General features: G+C 72.4%; 8 protein-coding genes. 4 read left to right on the top strand and 4 right to left on the bottom strand.

Features of this window, described 5'->3' with window-relative positions; all coding sequences use genetic code 11:
* Positions 1-837: 837 nt before the first annotated feature.
* Positions 838-6135: a protein kinase domain-containing protein gene (locus WMF22_RS21625; protein WP_438036880.1), complete on the bottom strand. Its 5298-nt coding sequence runs from the start codon at positions 6133-6135 to the stop codon at positions 838-840.
* A 355-nt stretch (positions 6136-6490) separates the two neighbouring features.
* On the opposite strand from WMF22_RS21625, the gene WMF22_RS21620 reads away from it, so the two are divergent.
* The 4 genes from WMF22_RS21620 to WMF22_RS21605 all read left to right on the top strand — a co-directional run bounded on the left by WMF22_RS21620 (position 6491) and on the right by WMF22_RS21605 (position 12252).
* Positions 6491-6790, top strand: a complete 300-nt coding sequence (locus WMF22_RS21620) for an FtsB family cell division protein (protein ID WP_437300928.1) — start codon at positions 6491-6493, stop codon at positions 6788-6790.
* A gap of 303 nt (positions 6791-7093) precedes the next feature.
* The gene (locus tag WMF22_RS21615; RefSeq protein WP_438036879.1) at positions 7094-8731 is read left to right on the top strand and encodes a hypothetical protein; all 1638 of its coding nucleotides are present in this window, start codon (positions 7094-7096) and stop codon (positions 8729-8731) included.
* A gap of 487 nt (positions 8732-9218) precedes the next feature.
* A complete protein-coding gene (locus WMF22_RS21610; RefSeq protein ID WP_438036878.1) occupies positions 9219-10778 on the top strand; it encodes a pre-peptidase C-terminal domain-containing protein in 1560 nt (519 codons plus the stop codon).
* Positions 10779-11133: 355 nt separating this feature from the next.
* The gene (locus tag WMF22_RS21605; RefSeq protein ID WP_438036877.1) at positions 11134-12252 is read left to right on the top strand and encodes a DUF1566 domain-containing protein; all 1119 of its coding nucleotides are present in this window, start codon (positions 11134-11136) and stop codon (positions 12250-12252) included.
* 97 nt (positions 12253-12349) lie between these two features.
* Here the strand turns inward: WMF22_RS21605 and WMF22_RS21600 are convergent, their stop codons facing one another.
* The 3 genes from WMF22_RS21600 to WMF22_RS21590 form a co-directional block, all read right to left on the bottom strand.
* Positions 12350-13228: a class I SAM-dependent methyltransferase gene (locus WMF22_RS21600; RefSeq protein WP_437300923.1), complete on the bottom strand. Its 879-nt coding sequence runs from the start codon at positions 13226-13228 to the stop codon at positions 12350-12352.
* Between the two features lie 45 nt (positions 13229-13273).
* Positions 13274-14905 (bottom strand): protein kinase domain-containing protein, encoded by a 1632-nt coding sequence (locus WMF22_RS21595; RefSeq protein WP_438036876.1) that lies wholly within the window; start codon positions 14903-14905, stop codon positions 13274-13276.
* Positions 14906-15282: 377 nt separating this feature from the next.
* Positions 15283-17685 carry a DEAD/DEAH box helicase gene (locus WMF22_RS21590; protein WP_437300921.1) on the bottom strand — a complete coding sequence of 801 codons (2403 nt, stop codon included), beginning with the start codon at positions 17683-17685 and terminating at the stop codon, positions 15283-15285.
* Positions 17686-17769: the final 84 nt, after the last annotated feature.

Raw genomic sequence — 17769 nt, 5'->3', positions numbered from 1 at the left:
TGCGACCCTGGCGCGGGTCACCCTGGCCTTCGTGGCCTTGGTCCTCGCCGTCTTCGCCCGCGTCGCCTTGGCCTTCGCCGCCCTCGCCTTGACCTTCGTCGCCCTGGCCTTCGCCCTGGCCTTGGTGGTCCTGAGCTTGGCGGCGGTGCGCGTCGACCTGGCCTTCGTCCTGGCCGCGGCCTTCTTCGCCTTGGAAGCGCTCGTTCGCTTCGCGGCCGCGCGGGTGGCCTTCTTCGCCCTCCCGACCGCCGCTTTCTTCCTCGCGCCCGTACGGGTTGCCCGCGCCGGTGCGCGCGCCGCCTTGCGCCGCGCCGGGGCCGCCGACTTGCGGGCGGTCGCCCGTTTTGTCGTGGTTTTCCGGCGCTTTGCCGCCTTTACGGCAGCGGTGCGTCGCGCAGCAGGACGAGAGGACGCGGCCTTCCGCTTCGGCTTGCGCGCAGCTGAGCGGGCGGCAGGCTTTGCCTTCCGCGTCCGCGCTGTCGAGGCTGCTCGCCTCGAGCTCGCCGCGCTGGCCTTGGTCGCTCTCTTCCGGTCTTTTTTCGAAGTTTTTCGGGTCTTCTTTGCCGCCATGGGCGTGCTTTCACACAATCGCTCAGGCTGCCCGCTGCCACGCTGCGGCGAGCTAACATACGATCGAAAAGGCCTAATGCCGGCCAGCAGCCTAGCAATTTGGGGATTTATCCGTCAACCAGTCCGGTGCGGAAGTGGGCAGGAAGCGACATGCCGCAGGTGGATCGTCGATGATCCAGTTGACCCGCCCTGCCAGATTGCGCCCGCGGTCCTGCCAGGCGTGGCCCGAGGCAGGGCGCGAGCGCTCCGCGACCGAGGGGCCGGCCCTCAGCTGTCGATGTTGATGCCGAGCCGCTGCCGGATGGCGAAATACTCCTCGCTGGCCGCGAAGAGCGTGAGCTCCTTGAGCCTCTCCTTGTGGGGGAGGGCGGCGCTCGCCTCGTCGGTCGCCTTGATCATCTCCTGCGCCAGCTCGAGGTCGTTGGCGAGGAGGAAGCCCGCGCGGTCGGCCGTCAGGTCGACGCCGGACACCCAGCGCTTCAGGTCGATGGCGCCGGCCTGGAGCAGCTTCGTCACGGCGCTCGCGAGCTGATCGCGCGCCGGCCCGACGAGGATGGGCTCCAGGACCGCCAGGTCGTCCATCACCGGCCCCTCCAGCTCCTTCGTGATCGGGAACGCGGGGGAGATCAGCTTGATCGCCGCGAACAGCCAGGCGCGCAGGCCGGTGCCCGTCGGCACCAGGTGCCGGAGGTACATGCCCGGCCGGTAGTAGGTGAGGTGGCGGGCCGCGATGAACGCGGCGGCCTGCGTGGGCAGGTCCATCTGGAGCGCCGCGGCGCCGAGCACGATCGCCGGGACGTGCGCGTGGAGGAACGAGACGCCGCCCCCGTCGTTCGGATCCTGGAACGTGAGCGGCGGCGCGAGGCCCAGGACGCCCGCCGCGTAGTAGAGCGTCTGCGACATCGGGTAGGGGTGGCGCGAGAGATCGAGCTGGTAGGCGAGCTGGTAACCGAGCGCCTCCAGCGGCTGCCCGTTCTTCCTGAGCACGGCAGGCTCGATGACGCCGAAGACCGCGGTCAGGAGCGGATCCGCGTCGGGGTGGACGAGCGCGGTCGCCCACGCGTTGTCGTCGAGCGGCTGCTGCGCCGCCGCGGCCGTGTCGGGGCGCAGGCGCCGGAAGAAGCGCTCCTCGTCCGGCTCGGCGGCGCTGAGGCAGCAGAGCACCTGGCACAGGCAGAAGGCCGCGTCGGCGCGCTTCGCCTCGGTGTACATCTTCCGGAGCAGCCGGTACGCGTCCGGCTTGTACGGGTTGCGCCGCAGGATCGGGGCCTGCGCGGCCACCGCCTTGTCCAGGTACTCCGCGGGGTTGCTCGCGTAGAGGTTCGCCAGGAGCTCGTTCCGCGCCTCGCTGTCCGGATCGAGCGTCTGCGCCGCCTCGTAGGCGTCGATCGCCTCGCTCATCCAGCCGAGCTTGTCCTTGTAGAGGGCGCCCAGCCGGTCGAACGTCTCGAGCATCTTCGCCGTGTCGTTCTCCTCGGTCGCGCGGTCGAGCTCGACCTTGAGCAGGCGCTCCACCTCCTCGTGGTCGCCCTTCTCGCCGCGGAGCTCGATCGCCTCCGCGAGCGCCCGGGTGAGGGACGGATCGAGCGCCAGCACCTCGTCGTAGAACGCGGCGGCCCGGTCGAGATCGCCGAGCTGCCGCGCGCTCACGATCGCCGCCGTGTGCAGGTACTTCGCCTTCTGCCGGCTGTCGTCGATCTTGGCGGCGAGCTTGAGGACGATGTCGACGAGCTTCGACCAGTCCTTCTCCTCGCTGTAGAGCTGCATCAGCTTGGTGAGGATCTTCCGGTCGTCCGGGCGCTCGTCCAGCGCCGCCACGTAGCTCTTCGCGGCGCGCGCCCGGTCGTGGAGGTGCGCCGCGAGCAGGTCGCCGATCTCGAGCAGGAGCGCGCTCCGCTCCTCGCCGGTCACCACGTCGAGCCGCCGGTGCTTGAGGCGCACGACCTCCTCCCAGTCCCCCTTGGCCTCGAAGACCCTGGAGAGCAGGGCGAGCGGGGCAGGGGACTCCGGGAGGAGATCGGCGGCGCCGTTCAGCGCGGCCACCGCGCCGTCCGGGTCGCCGGCCGCGAGCCTCGCCTCGCCGAGCCCGAGGAGCGCCTCCGCCCGATCGCGCTCCGGCAGGCCGGCGCCGAAGCGGTCCACGAGGCGGCCGTAGAGCTCCGCGGCCTCCTTCGCCCTGCCTGCGTCGAGGTTGACCCTGCCGGCCCGCGAGAGCGCCGCCGGATCGTCCGGCGCGAGCGCGAGCAGCGCCTTCACCGTGCCGATCGCCTTGCCGCTCGAGCCGCTCTTGCCGAGCGCGTCGACGTAGCGGAGCAGCAGCTTGAGCCCCTGCTCCTTCGGCAGGGCGTCGACCCGGCTCGCCAGGAGCTCGTAGTGCCGCGCCGCCTCGAGGAAGCGGCCCGCCTCGAACGCGAGATCGCCCGAGATCATGAGCCCGAGCGCGCCCGTCGGATCGAGGTCGACCGCCCTCGTCGCCGCCTCCGCGGCGCGCCCGTCGTCCTTGAGGCGCTCGCGGAGGAGCAGCGCCATCTCGCCGTACAGGCGGCCCTTGGCGAGGTTGCCCTCCGCGACCTCGGCCTCGCGCGCGATGAGCTCGACGGCGCTCGTCGCGTCGCCCCGGGCGAGGTAGGCCGCGCGCAGCGCCGAGGACGCGCCCGCGTTCTGCGGCTGCGCGTCGAGGGCCATCTTGTAGCGCTCGATCGCCCCGTCCCGATCGCCCTTCTCCTCGAGCAGCTTCGCCGCGCGGATCCAGAGATCGGCCCTGCTCTCCGCCGTCTTGGCCGTCGCCGCGAGCGACTCGATCGCGCTCAGCGCCGCCGCGGCGTCGCCCGTCGCGGCCCGCACGTGCGCGAGCGACTCCAGGGCCCCGGCGTGGTGGGGATCGATCGCGAGCACCCGCTCGTAGGCCTTGCGGGCGCGCTCGGGCGAGCCGATCTGCTCGAGGAGCACGCGCCCCATCGCGAGCAGCAGCTCCTCCCGGCGCTTGTCGTCGGGCACGATGCCGAGCTGCCGCTCGTAGAGCGACACAACGTCCTCCCAGCGCTCGAGGGCGCGGTAGTGCCGCCCGAGCGCGGCGAGCGAGCCCTCGTGCGCGCTGTCGATCCCGAGGATCGCCTCGAGGGCCTCGGCCGCCCTCGCGTGATCGAGGAACTCCTCGTCGTGGATGCCGGCGATCCGCTCGTAGAGGTTGATCTTCTGGCGCGGCGTCGCGCTGACGTCGATCTGTCGCGCCAGGTTCTGGAGGAGCGCCGCGTAGCTGCCGGCGCGGCTGTGGATGCGATCGAGGCCGCGCAGGGCCGTCAGGCTGGCCGGATCGAGCTCGAGCGCCGCCTCGTAGCGGCGCGTCGCCTCGCCCAGGTCGCCGAGCCGGTCCTCGTAGAGCTCGGCGAGCTTGCACATCGTGTCGACGCGCTCCTCGCCCCGCAGCGCCTCCGCGCGCCGCTCGAGGATCTTGGCGTAGCCCGCGTGATCCTCGGCGCGCCGGTAGATCCTGAGCAGCGCCTCGCACGTCCTCGTGTGCCCGGGGTCCTCGGCGAAGATCTGCTCGTAGAGGTCGCGCGCGCGGCCCGCGTCGCTCAGCTTCGCCTCGAGGAGCTCGGCCGCCGCGGCGCGGAGGTCGCGCGCCTCCCCCGGGGTCGCGGCGCGATCGGCCCGCGAGAGCAGCACCTGGACGAGCTCCTGCCACTGCTGGGCGCGGCGGTAGACCTGCGAGAGCCCCTCCAGCGCCTCCTCGTTCGCGGGGTCGAGCCCGAGCACGAACTGGAAGCACGGGATCCCGAGGTCCGCCCGCGCGACCTTCTCCGCATACCAGGGCCCGAGCCGGTTGAAGAGCGCGAGCTTCGCCTCGGCCGGCATCGCCTCGTCGGTGCTCGCCTGGCTCAGGATCTGGAGCGCCTCGGACCAGATCTTCATGTCGTTGCCGGCCGCGCGCTCCAGGTCGACGGCGTACGCGTCCTGCTCCGGATCCTGGGCGAGCGCCTGGGCGAAGGCGAACACCCCCTGGTCCTTGTCGTCGAGCTCCCGCACGTAGAGGTGCCCGATCTCGTTGAGCGCCCGGGCGCGCTCGCCGGCGGTCTCGGCGCGCTCGCTCCGCTGGAGGAGCATCTCCACGAGCTCCTCGTGCTTGCCCAGCGCCTTGCGGAGCTCCTCGAGCGCGGTGAAGGCGATGTCGTCGCCCGGGGCGAGCTCGAGGAGGCGCAGGTAGACCGCCTCCGCCTTGTCGTGCAGCCTCCCCTTCTCGTAGATCCTGGCCGCCCGGAAGTGCAGGAGCTTCTTCGCCGCGACCGCCTGGTCGTCGCCCTGGCCAGGCGCCGAGCCCGCGTCGATCTGCTCCGAGGCCATCACGAGCGCCTCGGCCACCCGCCCCGGGTCCGCTCCCCGATCGACGGCCGCCTCGACGGCGAGCGCGAGCTCCGTGTCCGTGGGGCTCGCGACGAGCCGATCGATGAGGTCGTTCAGCCGCGCGCCCTCGATCGCCGCCTCCTGCTGCTGCGGCTTGCCGAGCGGCTCGATCGCGTCGAGCACCGCGCGCGTCCCCCTCGGCCGGGCGGCCTGCGCTTTCGCGAGCAGGCGCCCCGAGAGCTCGTCGATGTCCTTGCCCACCCAGCCGCGCGGCGCGACAGCGCTCGGCGGCGGCGGCGGCTCGACGAGGTGGGCGACGGCGATGTCGACCGCGGCGGCGCCCGAGAACACGGGCTTGCCCGTGAGGAGCTCGAAGAGCAGCGCGCCGAAGGCGTAGAGATCGCTCGCGGGGCCGACGCTCTCGCCGCGCAGCTGCTCGGGGCTGGCCGCCTCGACGAGCTCCGGGCTGGACCACCCGGCGCCGAGCCGATCGCCGCCGACGTCGACGAGGATCGGGAGCGGCTCCCCGTCCTCACCGCGGGCCACGACGACGTTCTCGAGCTTGAGCGCGCCGTGGACCAGGCGCTGCTCGTGGAGCGCGGCGAGCCCGCCGAGGATCCCGCGGAGCAGCGGCTTCGCCTCGTTGATGTGGAGCGGCCCCGAGCGCGCGAGGCGCGCCGAGAGCGGCAGCCCGTCGACGTGCGTGTACGCCACGAACGCCCGGCCGCCCACGATCCCCGCGTCGACGCCGCTCGCCAGGTTCTCGTGGTGCACCTGCGCGGCCAGGCGGACGTGGGTGAGGTACCTGCGCACCGCCCGGCTGTCCCGGGTCGCCTCGCGCCGGAGCACCTTGAGCGTCCGCGGCTCGGTCCCCCGGGTCGCCGCGTAGACGAGGCCCCGGGGGCCCTCGCCGATCTTTCTCGTGACGATGTACTCGCCGAACGCCTCGCCGGGCCCGAGCTCCTCGGGCAGGCCGAGCCCATGGACGCCGAGGGCGCGGACGCGCGCGTCGACCTCTGCGCGCGAGGCGATGACGGCATCGATCAACGCATCGATGGCGTCGAGCTCCACGCAATGATCCGTGAGGGCGCGCGCGAAGGAGGCCTTGGAGGCGCTGCCCCCGATCTCGGCCGGGCTGAAGCCGAGGAGGTCGGACGACAGGGCCATCAGTTCATCGAGCGAAAAGAGGCGCTCGAGCTCGCCTCGGACGATATCAATCGACATGGGACTCCTCGGGCCGAGCCCTCGTGCCGGCGTTGCGCGCGCAGCGAACCTGCCGGACGGCGGGGGACGTGGGGCATGCTAGCGAAGCTTGGGCCTCCATGCGACATCCGACGAGCGCGTGGTTTGCAGGGCGATCCGGCGGCGCGCGGCGCGACGGCGGCGCTCGACGTGGGCGCAATCGACGTAGATCGACGTCGATCGACGTGGCGCGCGGGGTCGTGCTCACCGCGCCTGCCCCGCCGAGACACGCCGGGTAGCCCGGTAGCCCGGTAGCCCGGTAGCCCGGTAAGAGATAACGCGGAGTTGCAGGAACCCTGGAGGAAAGTTGACAGGAGCGCGGAGGACGTGCGAGCGGATGTCCGTGCGTCGAATAGCGCAGTTCCTGGAGCGGACCCTCCCCATCGCGGTGCTCATCGTCGCCGTCGTGGGCGCACCGATCATGATCTTCTCGCCGCAGGGGCTGCCCCGCCTTCGGGAGCTCGAGAGAGAGCTCGCCGACGTCGAGGAGGAGAATGCCGAGCTCGGGCGGCAAATCGAGGCGCTCCGCGGCAAGGTGGCGCGCCTGCGCGACGACCCGACCGCCGTGGAGAGGATCGCGCGCGACAACCTGGGTCTCGTGCGGCAGAGCGAGGTGGTCTTTCAGTTCTCCCGCTGAGGACTCCGGGGCTCTCGGCCCTCCCCAGGCCTGCTGTCCTGTCGACCCCACGGCTCCGCCGCGGAGGCGCTCGACGTGAGAGCATGAGCCGCGCTCGGCGCCAGGACGTGAGCCAGCGCTCGGCGCGAGCGCATGAGCTCGCCTGGCTCTCTGCCTCGCCCGGCGCGCGCCACCCCGCCGCCTGGGGGGGCGAGGGAGCGGGCCCGCTGCCCGCTCGCCGCCCGTCCAGAAGGAGCCGCGTCCGTCGTGACCGGATGCGGGGCGCTGCACGCTGGCAGCGTCCTTTCTGGTATTGTGCAGCGAGTGTCGCTAGACCTGGGCCGCCTCCTCATCGCCGCCGGCGCCGTCTCCAAGGCTGAGGTCGAAGCCGCCCTCTTCGTGGCGGTCCTGCGGGGCATCCCGTTCCCTCGCGCCCTCATCGACCGCGCCGCCCTCAGCGAGCGCGCCCTGGAGGAGGAGCTCGATCGCCACGGCGGCCTCGCGCTCCGGCAGGTCGTCGGCGCCCGCGATCTCGTCGCGCGCTTGCCGCGCGCCATGTGCCGCCGCCTCGGCGCCGTCCCGATCCGCATCGATCCCGGCGTCGGCACCATCGACGTCGCGGCGGCCGATCCGCTCGATCGCCACATCGCCGACGAGTTCAGCTTCCACCTCGGCGCGCCGGTGCGCATCTTCCGCGCGCCGATCACGGCGATCGAGGAGGCCATCCGCGCCCTCGATCTCGACGAGCGGGAGCAGGTCCCCTCCCGCGCGCGGCGCGCGACCCCGGCGTTTCCGCACGGCGCGCCCCAGTCGACCATCCCGCCGCCGCCGTCGACCGAGGTGCCCATCCCGCTGATCCGTCGCGCCTCGGTGCCCTCGTTCGACGAGGTGAGCCTGGTCGAAGCGCCGAGCGGCAAGCATGGCCACCGCGGAGCGGGGCACAACGGTCGCCCTCAGCGCGCGGACACGCCCGCGGCGCACGAGGACACGATCCTGCCGCTCCGCCAGGCCAAGGCGGCCCCCGGCGCGCGCGGCTCTCCCGCGAGCGCTCGCCGCTCAGCGGACGCCGAGCGCGGCGCCGGCGGGAGGGCGACCGGGCGTCAGGCGGCCCTGCGCGCGCCGGCGGTCGAGCCGCCGGCCGTCTCCTTTCCGCCGCCTCCGCCGGTGGAGATCTCGCCGCCCTTCAAGCTGCTCGCCTCGATCCTGCCCCAGGCCTCGCCTGGCCCCGACCGCGCGCCGGACAGCGCCGGGCGGGAGCCGGCCCCCTCGACGCGGCGCCTCGGCCGGCTCCCGCTCGACGCGCCCTCCGGCCTCGCGCCGCGCTCGCGCCGCCGCTCCGCCGATGCGGAGGCCCCGCCGCCTGGAAGCGGAAGGGCTCGCCCGGAGAGCGCCGCGCCGCCGTCGAGCAGGCGCTCCGGGCGGCTCCCGGCGCTGCCCCCCGCGCCCGAGCCGGAGCTCGGTGATCCCCTCGACGACGATCCGCCGCCGCAGCCGTTCGTCGATCTGAGCGACGTCATCGACGCGCTGTACCTCGCGCGCACGCGCGACGACGTCATCCGGCTCGCGCTCCGGGGGATGCGGCTGTTCGCCGGGCGTGTCGCCATCTTCGCCGCGCACCGCGGGGTCTTTCGTGGGTTCGCGTGCAACGCGGAGTTCGGCGACCAGGAGGCGCTGCGCAAGCTCTCCCTCCCGATGGATCAGCCGAGCGTGCTCGCCACGGCCGTGGCGACCCACCTCTACGTCGGCCCGATCCCCGGCACCCCAACCCACGCGCCGCTGCTCGACGTCATGGTCAACCCGAGCCTCGACGTCGCCGCCGTCGCCGTGCAGGTCGTCGGCCGGCCCGCGATGATCCTGGTCGCCGATCGGATCCTCGACACCTCGAGCGGCTCGCGCCGGATGGTCGAGCTCGCGCGCGCCGTCGGCGAGGCCTTCAGCCGGATCCTGTCGGCGCGCGGCTGAGCGCCCGCCGCCGTCCCGCGCGACGAGCGCTGCGCGCCGTCCCGACGCTGCCCTGAAGCATCGCGCCGCGCTCGGCGCCCGGAGGTGCCCGCGCGCTGTCGGCTGCCGCGGCGCTCGCCGCTGCGCCCGCGCGCGCCGCGTTGCAGCCGTCGCGTTGCATGCATGCGTTCCGCGCCTTTCATCGGCGCAACGGAGGCAGGAGGATCCCGATGCCGCCCCGGTGCAAGTACGCGTCGCCCGATCTCAAGATGTGTTGTTTTCCAGTGTATCTGTCCGACGTGATCTGTTCGCTTCGCATGTCACGAGAATTTTCCCGTGACAAGGGAACCGTGTCCGCTCCCTTCGAAATTTTTTACAATCCTGAACCCTTTTTATGAACGGCGGTCAGATTTGGCTATCCGACTGAGGGTCAAATCGGGTTAAGGCATTTGGGTCTCATCGAGTTCGCGTGGACAGCGTGATTCGCCTCCCCCGAAAGGAGCTCCAAATGCATCCTGCAAAGCCGCAAGAGAGCAATGTGATCGCCCGTAAGCTCGTTCTGGTGATCGCTGGTTTGACCGCCGCCGCGGCCGGTTGCTCGGCAGACGTCGGCGGCGCCGACTCCGAGGAAGTCGGCGCGAATCAGCTGGGATTTGAGCGATTCGAGCGGACGGTGTTCCGGGAGCCTGACACCGGCATCTACATTGTTAACGGGGATACGCCGGTCGTAGATATCAAGCATCTGCGCGAGTTCTGGGAGGCGCATGTGCGCGATGGTGCGCTGATCGTCAACCAGGAAGGCGGGGAAGACGTCATCTGGACGGCGGAGCAGCGGCACAACCTCTCGTACTGCGTGAGCACGAGATTCGGGGAGAAGTACGAGGAGGTCGTGACGGCGATGGCGGATGCCGTCAAGGCATGGGAGGACGTCGCGGACGTCGACTTCATCCATGTGGAGTCTGCCGACTCGCGCTGCACATCGAGCACCAGCGACGTCCTGTTCGACGTGAACCCCGTCAACGCCGGCGGCCAGTACCTGGCGCGCGCCTTCTTCCCCGGCCAGTCGAGGTACTCGCGGAACGTGCTGATCGACAGGACCGCTTTCGGCAGCACGCGGCCCACGATGACGGGCATTCTCCGCCACGAGCTAGGCCACACCCTTGGCTTCCGTCACGAGCACACCCGTCCTGAGGCGGGCACCTGCTTCGAGGACGACAACTGGCGTTCCCTCACCGAGTACGACGGCGCGTCCGTCATGCACTATCCCCAGTGCAACGGCACGGGCGACAGCACGCTTGTCCTCACGCAGAAGGACATCGCGGGCGTCCAGTCGCTCTATGGCACGCCGAGCGGAGACGGCGGAGACGGCGGAGATGGCGGAGGCGGCGGAGGCGGCGGAGGCGGCGGAGAGCCGCCGGCCGGGGAGCCGACCACCGAAAACTTCAGCGGCCGCCTCGCCCGGGGAGCCTTCGATGCGGTCGGGCCCGCCGAGGGGTTCGAGGTCGTGGCCGGGACGACCCTCACCGTCGTCATGACCGGGACCGGAGACCCCGATCTCTTCGTGAAGTTCGGTGATGCGCCGACGGCGAGAGCGTTCGATTGCCGGCCCTACCTCAGCGACGCCAACGAGACCTGCACGCTCGATGTGCCCGCGGGCCAGACGAGGGCCTTCGTCAAGGTGCACGGCTTCACGGCCTCGACCTACGACATCGAGGTGCGCTACTCCGCGCCGAAGGCGCCCGGAGGCGAGCCCGGAGGCGGCGGCACAGAGACGTCGACGAGCTTCGACGGCAGCGTCTCGCGGCGCGAGACGGCGTCCCACGGGCCGATCTCGGTGGTTGCCGGGACGACCCTCCGGGCCGTGATGAGCGGCACCGGGGATCCCGATCTCTACGTGCGGTTCGGCGAGCAGCCCACCCTGAGCGCCTTCGACTGCCGGCCTTACCTCGACGGCGCCGACGAGACGTGCGAGCTGACGGTCCCGGAAGGGCAGTCGGAGGCCTTCTTCCTCGTGCAGGGGTACACGGAGAGCACGTACACGGTGAAGGTCGACTACACGACGCCGTGACGCGGCGGACCCTCGGCCCGCAGAGGCGGAGAGGGCGCCAGACGCAACCTGCGTAGAAGAGGTCGACGCGGCGGAGAGGCACCGAGGTGCACGGGCTCAACCCCGCTCTCCGCCGCGCGTCGTTCTTCCATCATGCTCGCTTCGCCTCTCATGGGCCGACCGGCCCGCGCGGGCGGCGCGAACGCCGCGGGCGCGGGGGAGCGAAGCGGCGGGCGGGCGGAGGGCGGGCGGGCGGGCGGCGATGAATGAGATGACGCGAGCCTGCGGCGCGAGGCGCTGCGAGGAAGTCGACCCCCGCGCCCCGGTGGATGATAGGCTGCTGGCCCGGATCCTCTCCTGGCGCCGCCGCTTGCCCATGCCGAACGAGACCCCTCACGCCCTTCGCTTCACCTGGCTGTTGGCCGCGCTGCTCGTGGAGTCCATCACGCTCGCCGGATGCATCGGAGAGCCCTTTCAGCTCGGCAGCAGCGGCGGCGGCGAGCCGATCGGCGGCGGCGGCAGCGAGCCGATCGGCGGCGGCGGCGGCGAGGGAGGGACCGGCGGCGGCGGCGGCGAGGGAGGGACCGGCGGCGGAGGGCCGTCGCCCGTGCCGGTGACATGGCCGGACTCGCCGACAACGCGCTGCTCGAACGGGACCACCGTGCTGGAGGTGTGCCCTGGGCCCTCGGCGCCGTTCTTCGGACAGGACGGGAACTACGAGATCGCCGTCCCCTCCTACACAGAAGCCGACGGCGCGGTGGAAGACTCGGTGACCGGGCTCACCTGGGAAAAGGTGGCGGAGAACGGGACGTTCACGCTGGGCGGCGCGCAGGAGCACTGCGCGGCGCTCAGCGCGCAGGGCATAGGCGGCCTGTCGGACTGGCGCCTGCCGACGCGGATCGAGCTCGTCTCCATCCTGGATTTCGGCCATGCCACGGCGTTTCCCGATATCTTCTTCACGTCTACCCAGGACAGCTTCTACTGGTCCGCGACCGACGTCGCCGCGGACAGCTCGTTCGCCTGGGGGGTGCTGGCCAGCGATGCGTCTCTCGGCTTCTTCCCGAAGGACGACACGGCCGGCGCGCGGGCGCTGTGCGTCGGAGGTGTGAAGGGGATCGCGCCGGCCGATCTCTCGCCCGGCGAGGACTGGGTGCTCGATCGCTCGACGGGGCTCGTCTGGCAGCGCCACGCCTCCCTGACCCGGTTCATCTGGAGCGACGCGCTCGCGCACTGCGAGGACCTCGACCTCGCCGCGAAGAGCGACTGGCGGCTGCCGAGCGCGAAGGAGCTGCTCTCGATCGTCGATGATCGGCGGTCCGGGCCGGCGATCGACCTGGAGGCCTTCCCGGGGACGCCGTCCGACGTCTTCTGGTCGTCGACGCCCGCCATCGGCAGCGCGGAGAAGGCCGTCCTCGTCAACTTCACGAACGGCGCGTCGCAGGACCACACGGTCCGCGATCGGCGGCTCGTGCGCTGCGTTCGCTCCGACGGGTGAGCGCCGCCCACGCGCCGAGGGGCGGCTCCGATGGCGGGTGGCATGCGCCGCCGCCGCCCACCCGCTGCCCGCGATGAGCCCGGGCCGCCGCGGCGGCTCAGCCCCCGGGCTTGACGAACTTCAGGACGAAGCGGTCGCTCGTGCCCCGCTTGTCGCCCGCCACCATCGGCGAGGCGTTCCAGTCGCGCGTGTCCGTGGGGCTCCGGAGGAAGGTCGCCTCGGCCGCGAGCCGGAAGCCGGCCTGCTCGATCTCCTCGCGCACGATCTTCTCCTCGATGCGGTGGAGCGTCTTCACCTCGGTGACGCCCGTCCCGGCGCGCCCGGCGTGATCGACGATCGCGAACACGCCGCCGGGCTTGAGCGCGCGGAAGATCGCGCGGTTCATCGCGGCCCGGTCCGCCTCCATCCACACCGTGTCGTGGTAGAAGAGCACGAGGAACACGGCGTCGAGATCCCGCGCCTCGGGCGGCAGCGGGTCGTCGAGCTCGCGATCGACCCGGACCACCGGCTTCATCACGGGCTTCTTGAGCCGCTCGCTCCACGGCTTCTCGGCGAAGCGCTCGAGGACGAAGCGGTTGTTCTGCGCATAGACGACCCCTGCCGGCCCGACCGCCCGCGCCAGGAGCTCGGCCGAGTAGCCGCCCCCCGCCGAGAGCTCCGCGACCTTCATCCCCGGCTGAATGCCGAAAAATGCGAGCGTTTCCGCAGGCTTGCGGCCGGCGTCGAGCGCCCGGTCGGCGTCCGCGCGATCGGCGGCGTCGACGACGGCGCGCAGGGCAGCGGGCACGTCGACCGAGGCGACCGACAACGGCGCCGGGGCGACAGCGTCGCCCGGGGCGGGGGCCGCCGCAGCGGGCGGCGCGTCGGGCTGAGCCGGGGGCGCAGCCGTCGGAGGCGGAGGAGCTGCGGGCGGCGAGGCGCTACAGCCCGAGAGTGCGGTCAGGGCGAGGGCGAGGAGGACATGAGGGCGTCGCATGCCGCGCTGCTAACCGAGCGGACCGAGCGCCGCAAGCGATGCGGCTCACGGGGTGCCCGCGGCGGGGGCGGTGCCCGCGGCGGGGGCGGTGCCCGCGGCGGGGGCGGTGACCGCGGCCGGCGCAGCGCCCGCCGTGGTGCCCGCGGCCGGCGCGGCACCTGCGGTAGAGCCTGTGGCGGGCGCAGCGCCCTCGGCGCGGCTGGCAGGGGAAGGCGCTCTTCGCAGGGGCAACAGCGCGGCCTGCACGGCGGCGGTGATCTGCGGCTGCACGGCCCGAACGGCGCGGTGCACGGCCGCCGGGGAGGCTGCGCTCGGTCCGCCGCGGCCGACGCGCACGCTGGCGACCGCGATCCCCGCCAGCGCGGCGCAGGCGATCACCCCCGCGAGCAGGCGCTGCCGCGTCGCACCGGCCGGCGGGAGGACCGCGCCCGGCGCCGAGGACGGCGGCCGCGCCTCGTCGCGCGGCCTCGGCGTCAAGGAGACCGCCCCCCTCGGGCTCGACGCCTGGTGCGGATCGAGCGAGCTCTCCTCGCTGGACGCCGGCGCCACGGCGTGGAACCCGCCGCTCACCGGGGCGCTCGACGGCGCCGGGAGCGCCGCGTCGATGCCACCGAGCGCGTCGAGCGCATCGAGCGCATCGGCCTCGCCGCCGAGCACCTGCGACGATGGGCCGGGGCGCCGCGTCGCGCGCAGGGTGAAGGGGCTGTCCGCGTCGGCGCGCGTCAGCTCGCCCCCCTCCAGGTCGTCTTCGTCCTCGGGGAGCTCGGGCGTGTGGGGGCCCGGCGGACGCGACTCCGGCGACTCCTTCAGCGCCGCGCTCACGAGCGCCCCGAGGTCCTCCGGCGTGCCGATCTCGTGGCCTGCCTCGCGCAGCGCCTCGATCGCCTCCAGCATCGCGCGCGCGTCGGGGAAGCGGTCGTCCCGGCGCGGCGCGAGCGCGCGCGAGAGGATCGCCTCCAGCGCGGGGCTCACCTCGGGGCGCAGCTCGCTCGCCCGCAACATCTGCCCCTCGCGCGCCGCCGCCATCCGCGAGGCGGCGCTGCTCCCGGGGAAGGGCCGCGTCCCGGTGAGCATCTGGAACAGGACCACCCCGAGGGCGAACACGTCGGCGCGCGCGTCGACGCGCTCGCCGTCGAACTGCTCGGGCGGCATGTAGCTCGGCTTCCCGACCAGGTCGCGCCTGGCGGCGTCCCCCACCTCGCCCCGCGTGGCGATCGCCACGCCGAAGTCCGCGATCTTCACGACGCCGCTCAGCGAGATGAGCACGTTTCCAGGGCTCACGTCGCGGTGCACCATCAGCCGCCCCTCGGCGGCCGAGCGCTCGTGCGCGTAGCCCAGCCCCTCGAGCACCTGCGCGGCGACGAAGAGCGCGATCGGCACCGGAACGGACTCCCCGCGCGCCCAGAGCCCCTTGCAGAGTCGCCCGAGATCCGTTCCGGACACGAGCTCGAGAACGAGGTAGAAATCGCCCGCTTCGTCCACGCCGAAATCGAGCACCTCATCGATGTTGGGGTGCTTGAGGCGGGTCATCATGCTCGCCTCGGCGATGAAGAGCTGCCTGAGATCGTCGCTGCCGGCGTGCATCGGGACGATTCGCTTGATGGCGACCGGGACCTCCTCGCCGTCCGGCCCGAGCGCGACCGCGCGAAACACCTCGCCCATCCCGCCGCGCGCCATCCGCGGTCCAATGGCGTAACGCCCCAGAACAACCCCCCTCGATGGCGCGCTCTCCACGGTACCCCGACTCTAGATTGCACCGAGGGGCGGGGTAAAGGGGCGACAGCGCTCGATCTCCAGAGATGCTGCGGTCGATTGCACAAATTTGCACAAATCGACTCGTGGTGTTCCCCTCTGCGCCGAAACATGGCTGTCACATCGCCAGCGGGGGCGACGGCGACACGTCCACGACGAGCGCCCGTCGCGAGCGTGGTAAGGGGCTCAGGGGCGCAGAGCGAGGTGGATGTCGCTGGATCTGCGTGGGTCGGGTACCCGTCCGCTCAGGACATTCCTTGCGGCGCGCCGCTGCGAGCGCCCGGAGGCGCTCGCCGCCGGGCTCACGCCTGGTGGAGCAAGATCGCGAGGAGCCCGAGCGACGCGCGCTTGCGCTTCGCGTCGATGCTCTCCGTGGCGCCGACGCAGAGCGGACAGCCGGCCTCGTCGCAGCCGCAGCCGGCGATGAGCTGCCGCGTGCGCGCGAGGAGCTCGTCGCGCTGCTCGTAGATGCGCTCGGAGAGCCCGACGCCGCCTGGCACGTTGTCGAACAGGAACAGCGTGGGATCGAAGACCCCGGCCGCCTCTCCGCCGGCCGGGACCTCCCGCGCCTCGCTCCCGTCCTCGAGCGTCTGGCCGATGTCGCGCGGATCGCACATGAGCGAGAGCGTCGCGACCGTCTCCAGCGCCCGCGCGATCCCGCGCAGGCCGTCGATGGCGGTCGCGCGGCCGAGGCCGAGCTCCTCGCAGAGCGGCTCGGGCACGGTGAGCCAGAACGAGGTCGTGTGCATCTGGATGTCCGGCAACCGCACGTCGCCGTATCCCGTGTTCTCGTGCGTGTAGAACTTGATCTTCTTGTAGCCGACCACCTTCTCCACGATGCTCACCTCGCCGAAGGCGGCGGTCGCCCGGCCGAGCGGGGCGGCCGCGCTCTCGTCGAGGATGCTCACCTTCCGGTGGGTGAGCGCTGTCGTGAAATAGTCGGGGACGACCTTCGTCACGAAGGCTTTGTGGTTCTCGTAATCGAGCCGCTCGACCTGGTACTGCTCGCCGTCGTGCTGGTAGATGGCCTGTTCGTGGAGCATCGTCGGCGCCGCGCGCCAGTCGAGCTCCGCGAGCGTCTTGCCAAGGGCCTTGTCGATGATGACGAAGTTGTCCCAGCCCACCGAGCGCAGGCTCACGTGGTTCGCCGGATACGCGTCGGTCGCCCAGTGGAAGCGATCGTTCGACTCGTGCACGACCCCGTTGTCCTGCAGGAAGCGGAGCGCCGCCACGGTGTCGTCCGGCGCCATCGCCGCGTAGGGCTCCCCCTTGAGGAACGGCAGCTCGAACGCCGCGCACTTGAGGTGCTGCACGAGGATCTCGGTGTTCTGCGGATCGATCCGGGCCGACTCGGCCCCGCGCTCCAGCAGGTAACCCGGGTTCCTCGCGAGGTACTGGTCGAGCGCCGCGCTGGTGGCGCACAGGACCGCGATGCTCGTCTTGCCGCGCCGGCCCGCCCGGCCGAAGCGCTGCCACGTCTCGGCGACCGATCCGGGGTAGCCGGCGCAGATCACCGCGTCGAGCTCGCCGATGTCGATGCCGAGCTCGAGGGCGTTCGTGGCCACGACGCACAGGATCTCGCCCTCGCGCAGCCCCCGCTCGACCCGCCGGCGCGTCTCCGGGAGGTAGCCGCCGCGGTACGCCATGATCGCGTCCTCCGCCCCGATCTCCTTGCCGACGCCCTCGCGCAGGTACTTCAGCATGATCTCGACCGAGTTGCGCGACTGGCCGAACACCAGCGTCGGCACGCGGGCGCGGGCGAGATCCCCGGCGAGGCGCACCGCGCTCTTCAGGGTGCTGGCGCGCACCCCGAGCTCCGCGTTCACCACCGGCGGGTTGTACAGGAAGAAGCGCCGCGGCCCCCGCGGGGCGCCTGACTCGTCGATGAGCTCGAGCTCGTCCTCGGCGATGCCCAAGAGGCGCGCGGCGTGCGCCCGCGGGTTGCCGATCGTCGCCGTCGCGCAGAGGAAGGTCGGGCTCGATCCGTGGAACGCGGCGACCCGGCGCAGCCGGGCGAGGACGTGGGCGACGTGCGATCCGAACACGCCGCGGTAGGTGTGGAGCTCGTCCAGCACGACGTAGCGCAGGCGCTGGAACGTCCGCGCCCAGTGCGCGTGGTGCGGCAGGATCCCCGCGTGGAGCATGTCGGGGTTGGTCATCACGATGGGGCTGCGCTCGCGCGCCGCGCGCCGGGCGTCGCCCGGCGTGTCCCCGTCGTACACGATCGCCGGGATCGTGAGCCCCGCCTCGCGGATGAGCGCGTGCAGGCCGGCCTCCTGGTCCCGGGCGAGCGCCTTGGTGGGGTAGAGGTAGATCGCGCTGCCGCCCTGGCCCGACGCGGCGCCCTCGGCGAGCGCGTCGAGCACCGGGAGATGGAAGCAGAGGCTCTTGCCGCTGGCGGTGGGCGTCGCGACGACCACGTGCCGCCCCGCCCGCGCCGGCTCCCCCGCGGCGCTCGGGCCTCTGGGCGTCGCGCGGGCCGCCGCGAAGGCCCGCGCCTGGTGGTCGTAGAGCCGATCGATGCCGCGCCGCTCCAGGGCGCCGCGGAGCGCCGGCGAGAGCGCGTCGGGCATCGGCGCGGTGCGCGCGTCGGCCGGCGGAAGCTCGCGATCCGCGGTGAAACAAGGGCGGACGTAGCCGGAGGCAAGCCACGACGAGATGACGGTCTCGACGCCGGTCTCGATCTTCCAGGGGGGCGACGGCATGACGCAGGTATACTAAACAGATGCGCCGTGTCACTCAACCGGATCGGGCGCGACGCACACGTCGGCCGCCGCTGCGCTGGCCTG

Source organism: Sorangium sp. So ce204 (assembly GCF_051526795.1).
GTDB classification, from domain to species: domain Bacteria; phylum Myxococcota_A; class Polyangia; order Polyangiales; family Polyangiaceae; genus Sorangium; species Sorangium cellulosum_B.
The sequence above is the reverse complement of the archived record's forward strand: the minus strand, read 5'-3'. Positions and strand labels throughout refer to the sequence as shown.

What these genes read in the sequence shown, in the direction of transcription:
- WMF22_RS21605 (WP_438036877.1), top strand. Translation starts at nt 11,134, where the DNA reads ATGCCGAACGAGACCCCTCACGCCCTTCGCTTCACCTGGCTGTTGGCC.
- WMF22_RS21590 (WP_437300921.1), bottom strand. Translation starts at nt 17,685, where the DNA reads ATGCCGTCGCCCCCCTGGAAGATCGAGACCGGCGTCGAGACCGTCATC.
- WMF22_RS21595 (WP_438036876.1), bottom strand. Translation starts at nt 14,905, where the DNA reads ATGGCGCGCGGCGGGATGGGCGAGGTGTTTCGCGCGGTCGCGCTCGGG.
- WMF22_RS21620 (WP_437300928.1), top strand. Translation starts at nt 6,491, where the DNA reads ATGTCCGTGCGTCGAATAGCGCAGTTCCTGGAGCGGACCCTCCCCATC.
- WMF22_RS21625 (WP_438036880.1), bottom strand. Translation starts at nt 6,135, where the DNA reads ATGTCGATTGATATCGTCCGAGGCGAGCTCGAGCGCCTCTTTTCGCTC.
- WMF22_RS21610 (WP_438036878.1), top strand. Translation starts at nt 9,219, where the DNA reads ATGCATCCTGCAAAGCCGCAAGAGAGCAATGTGATCGCCCGTAAGCTC.
- WMF22_RS21600 (WP_437300923.1), bottom strand. Translation starts at nt 13,228, where the DNA reads ATGCGACGCCCTCATGTCCTCCTCGCCCTCGCCCTGACCGCACTCTCG.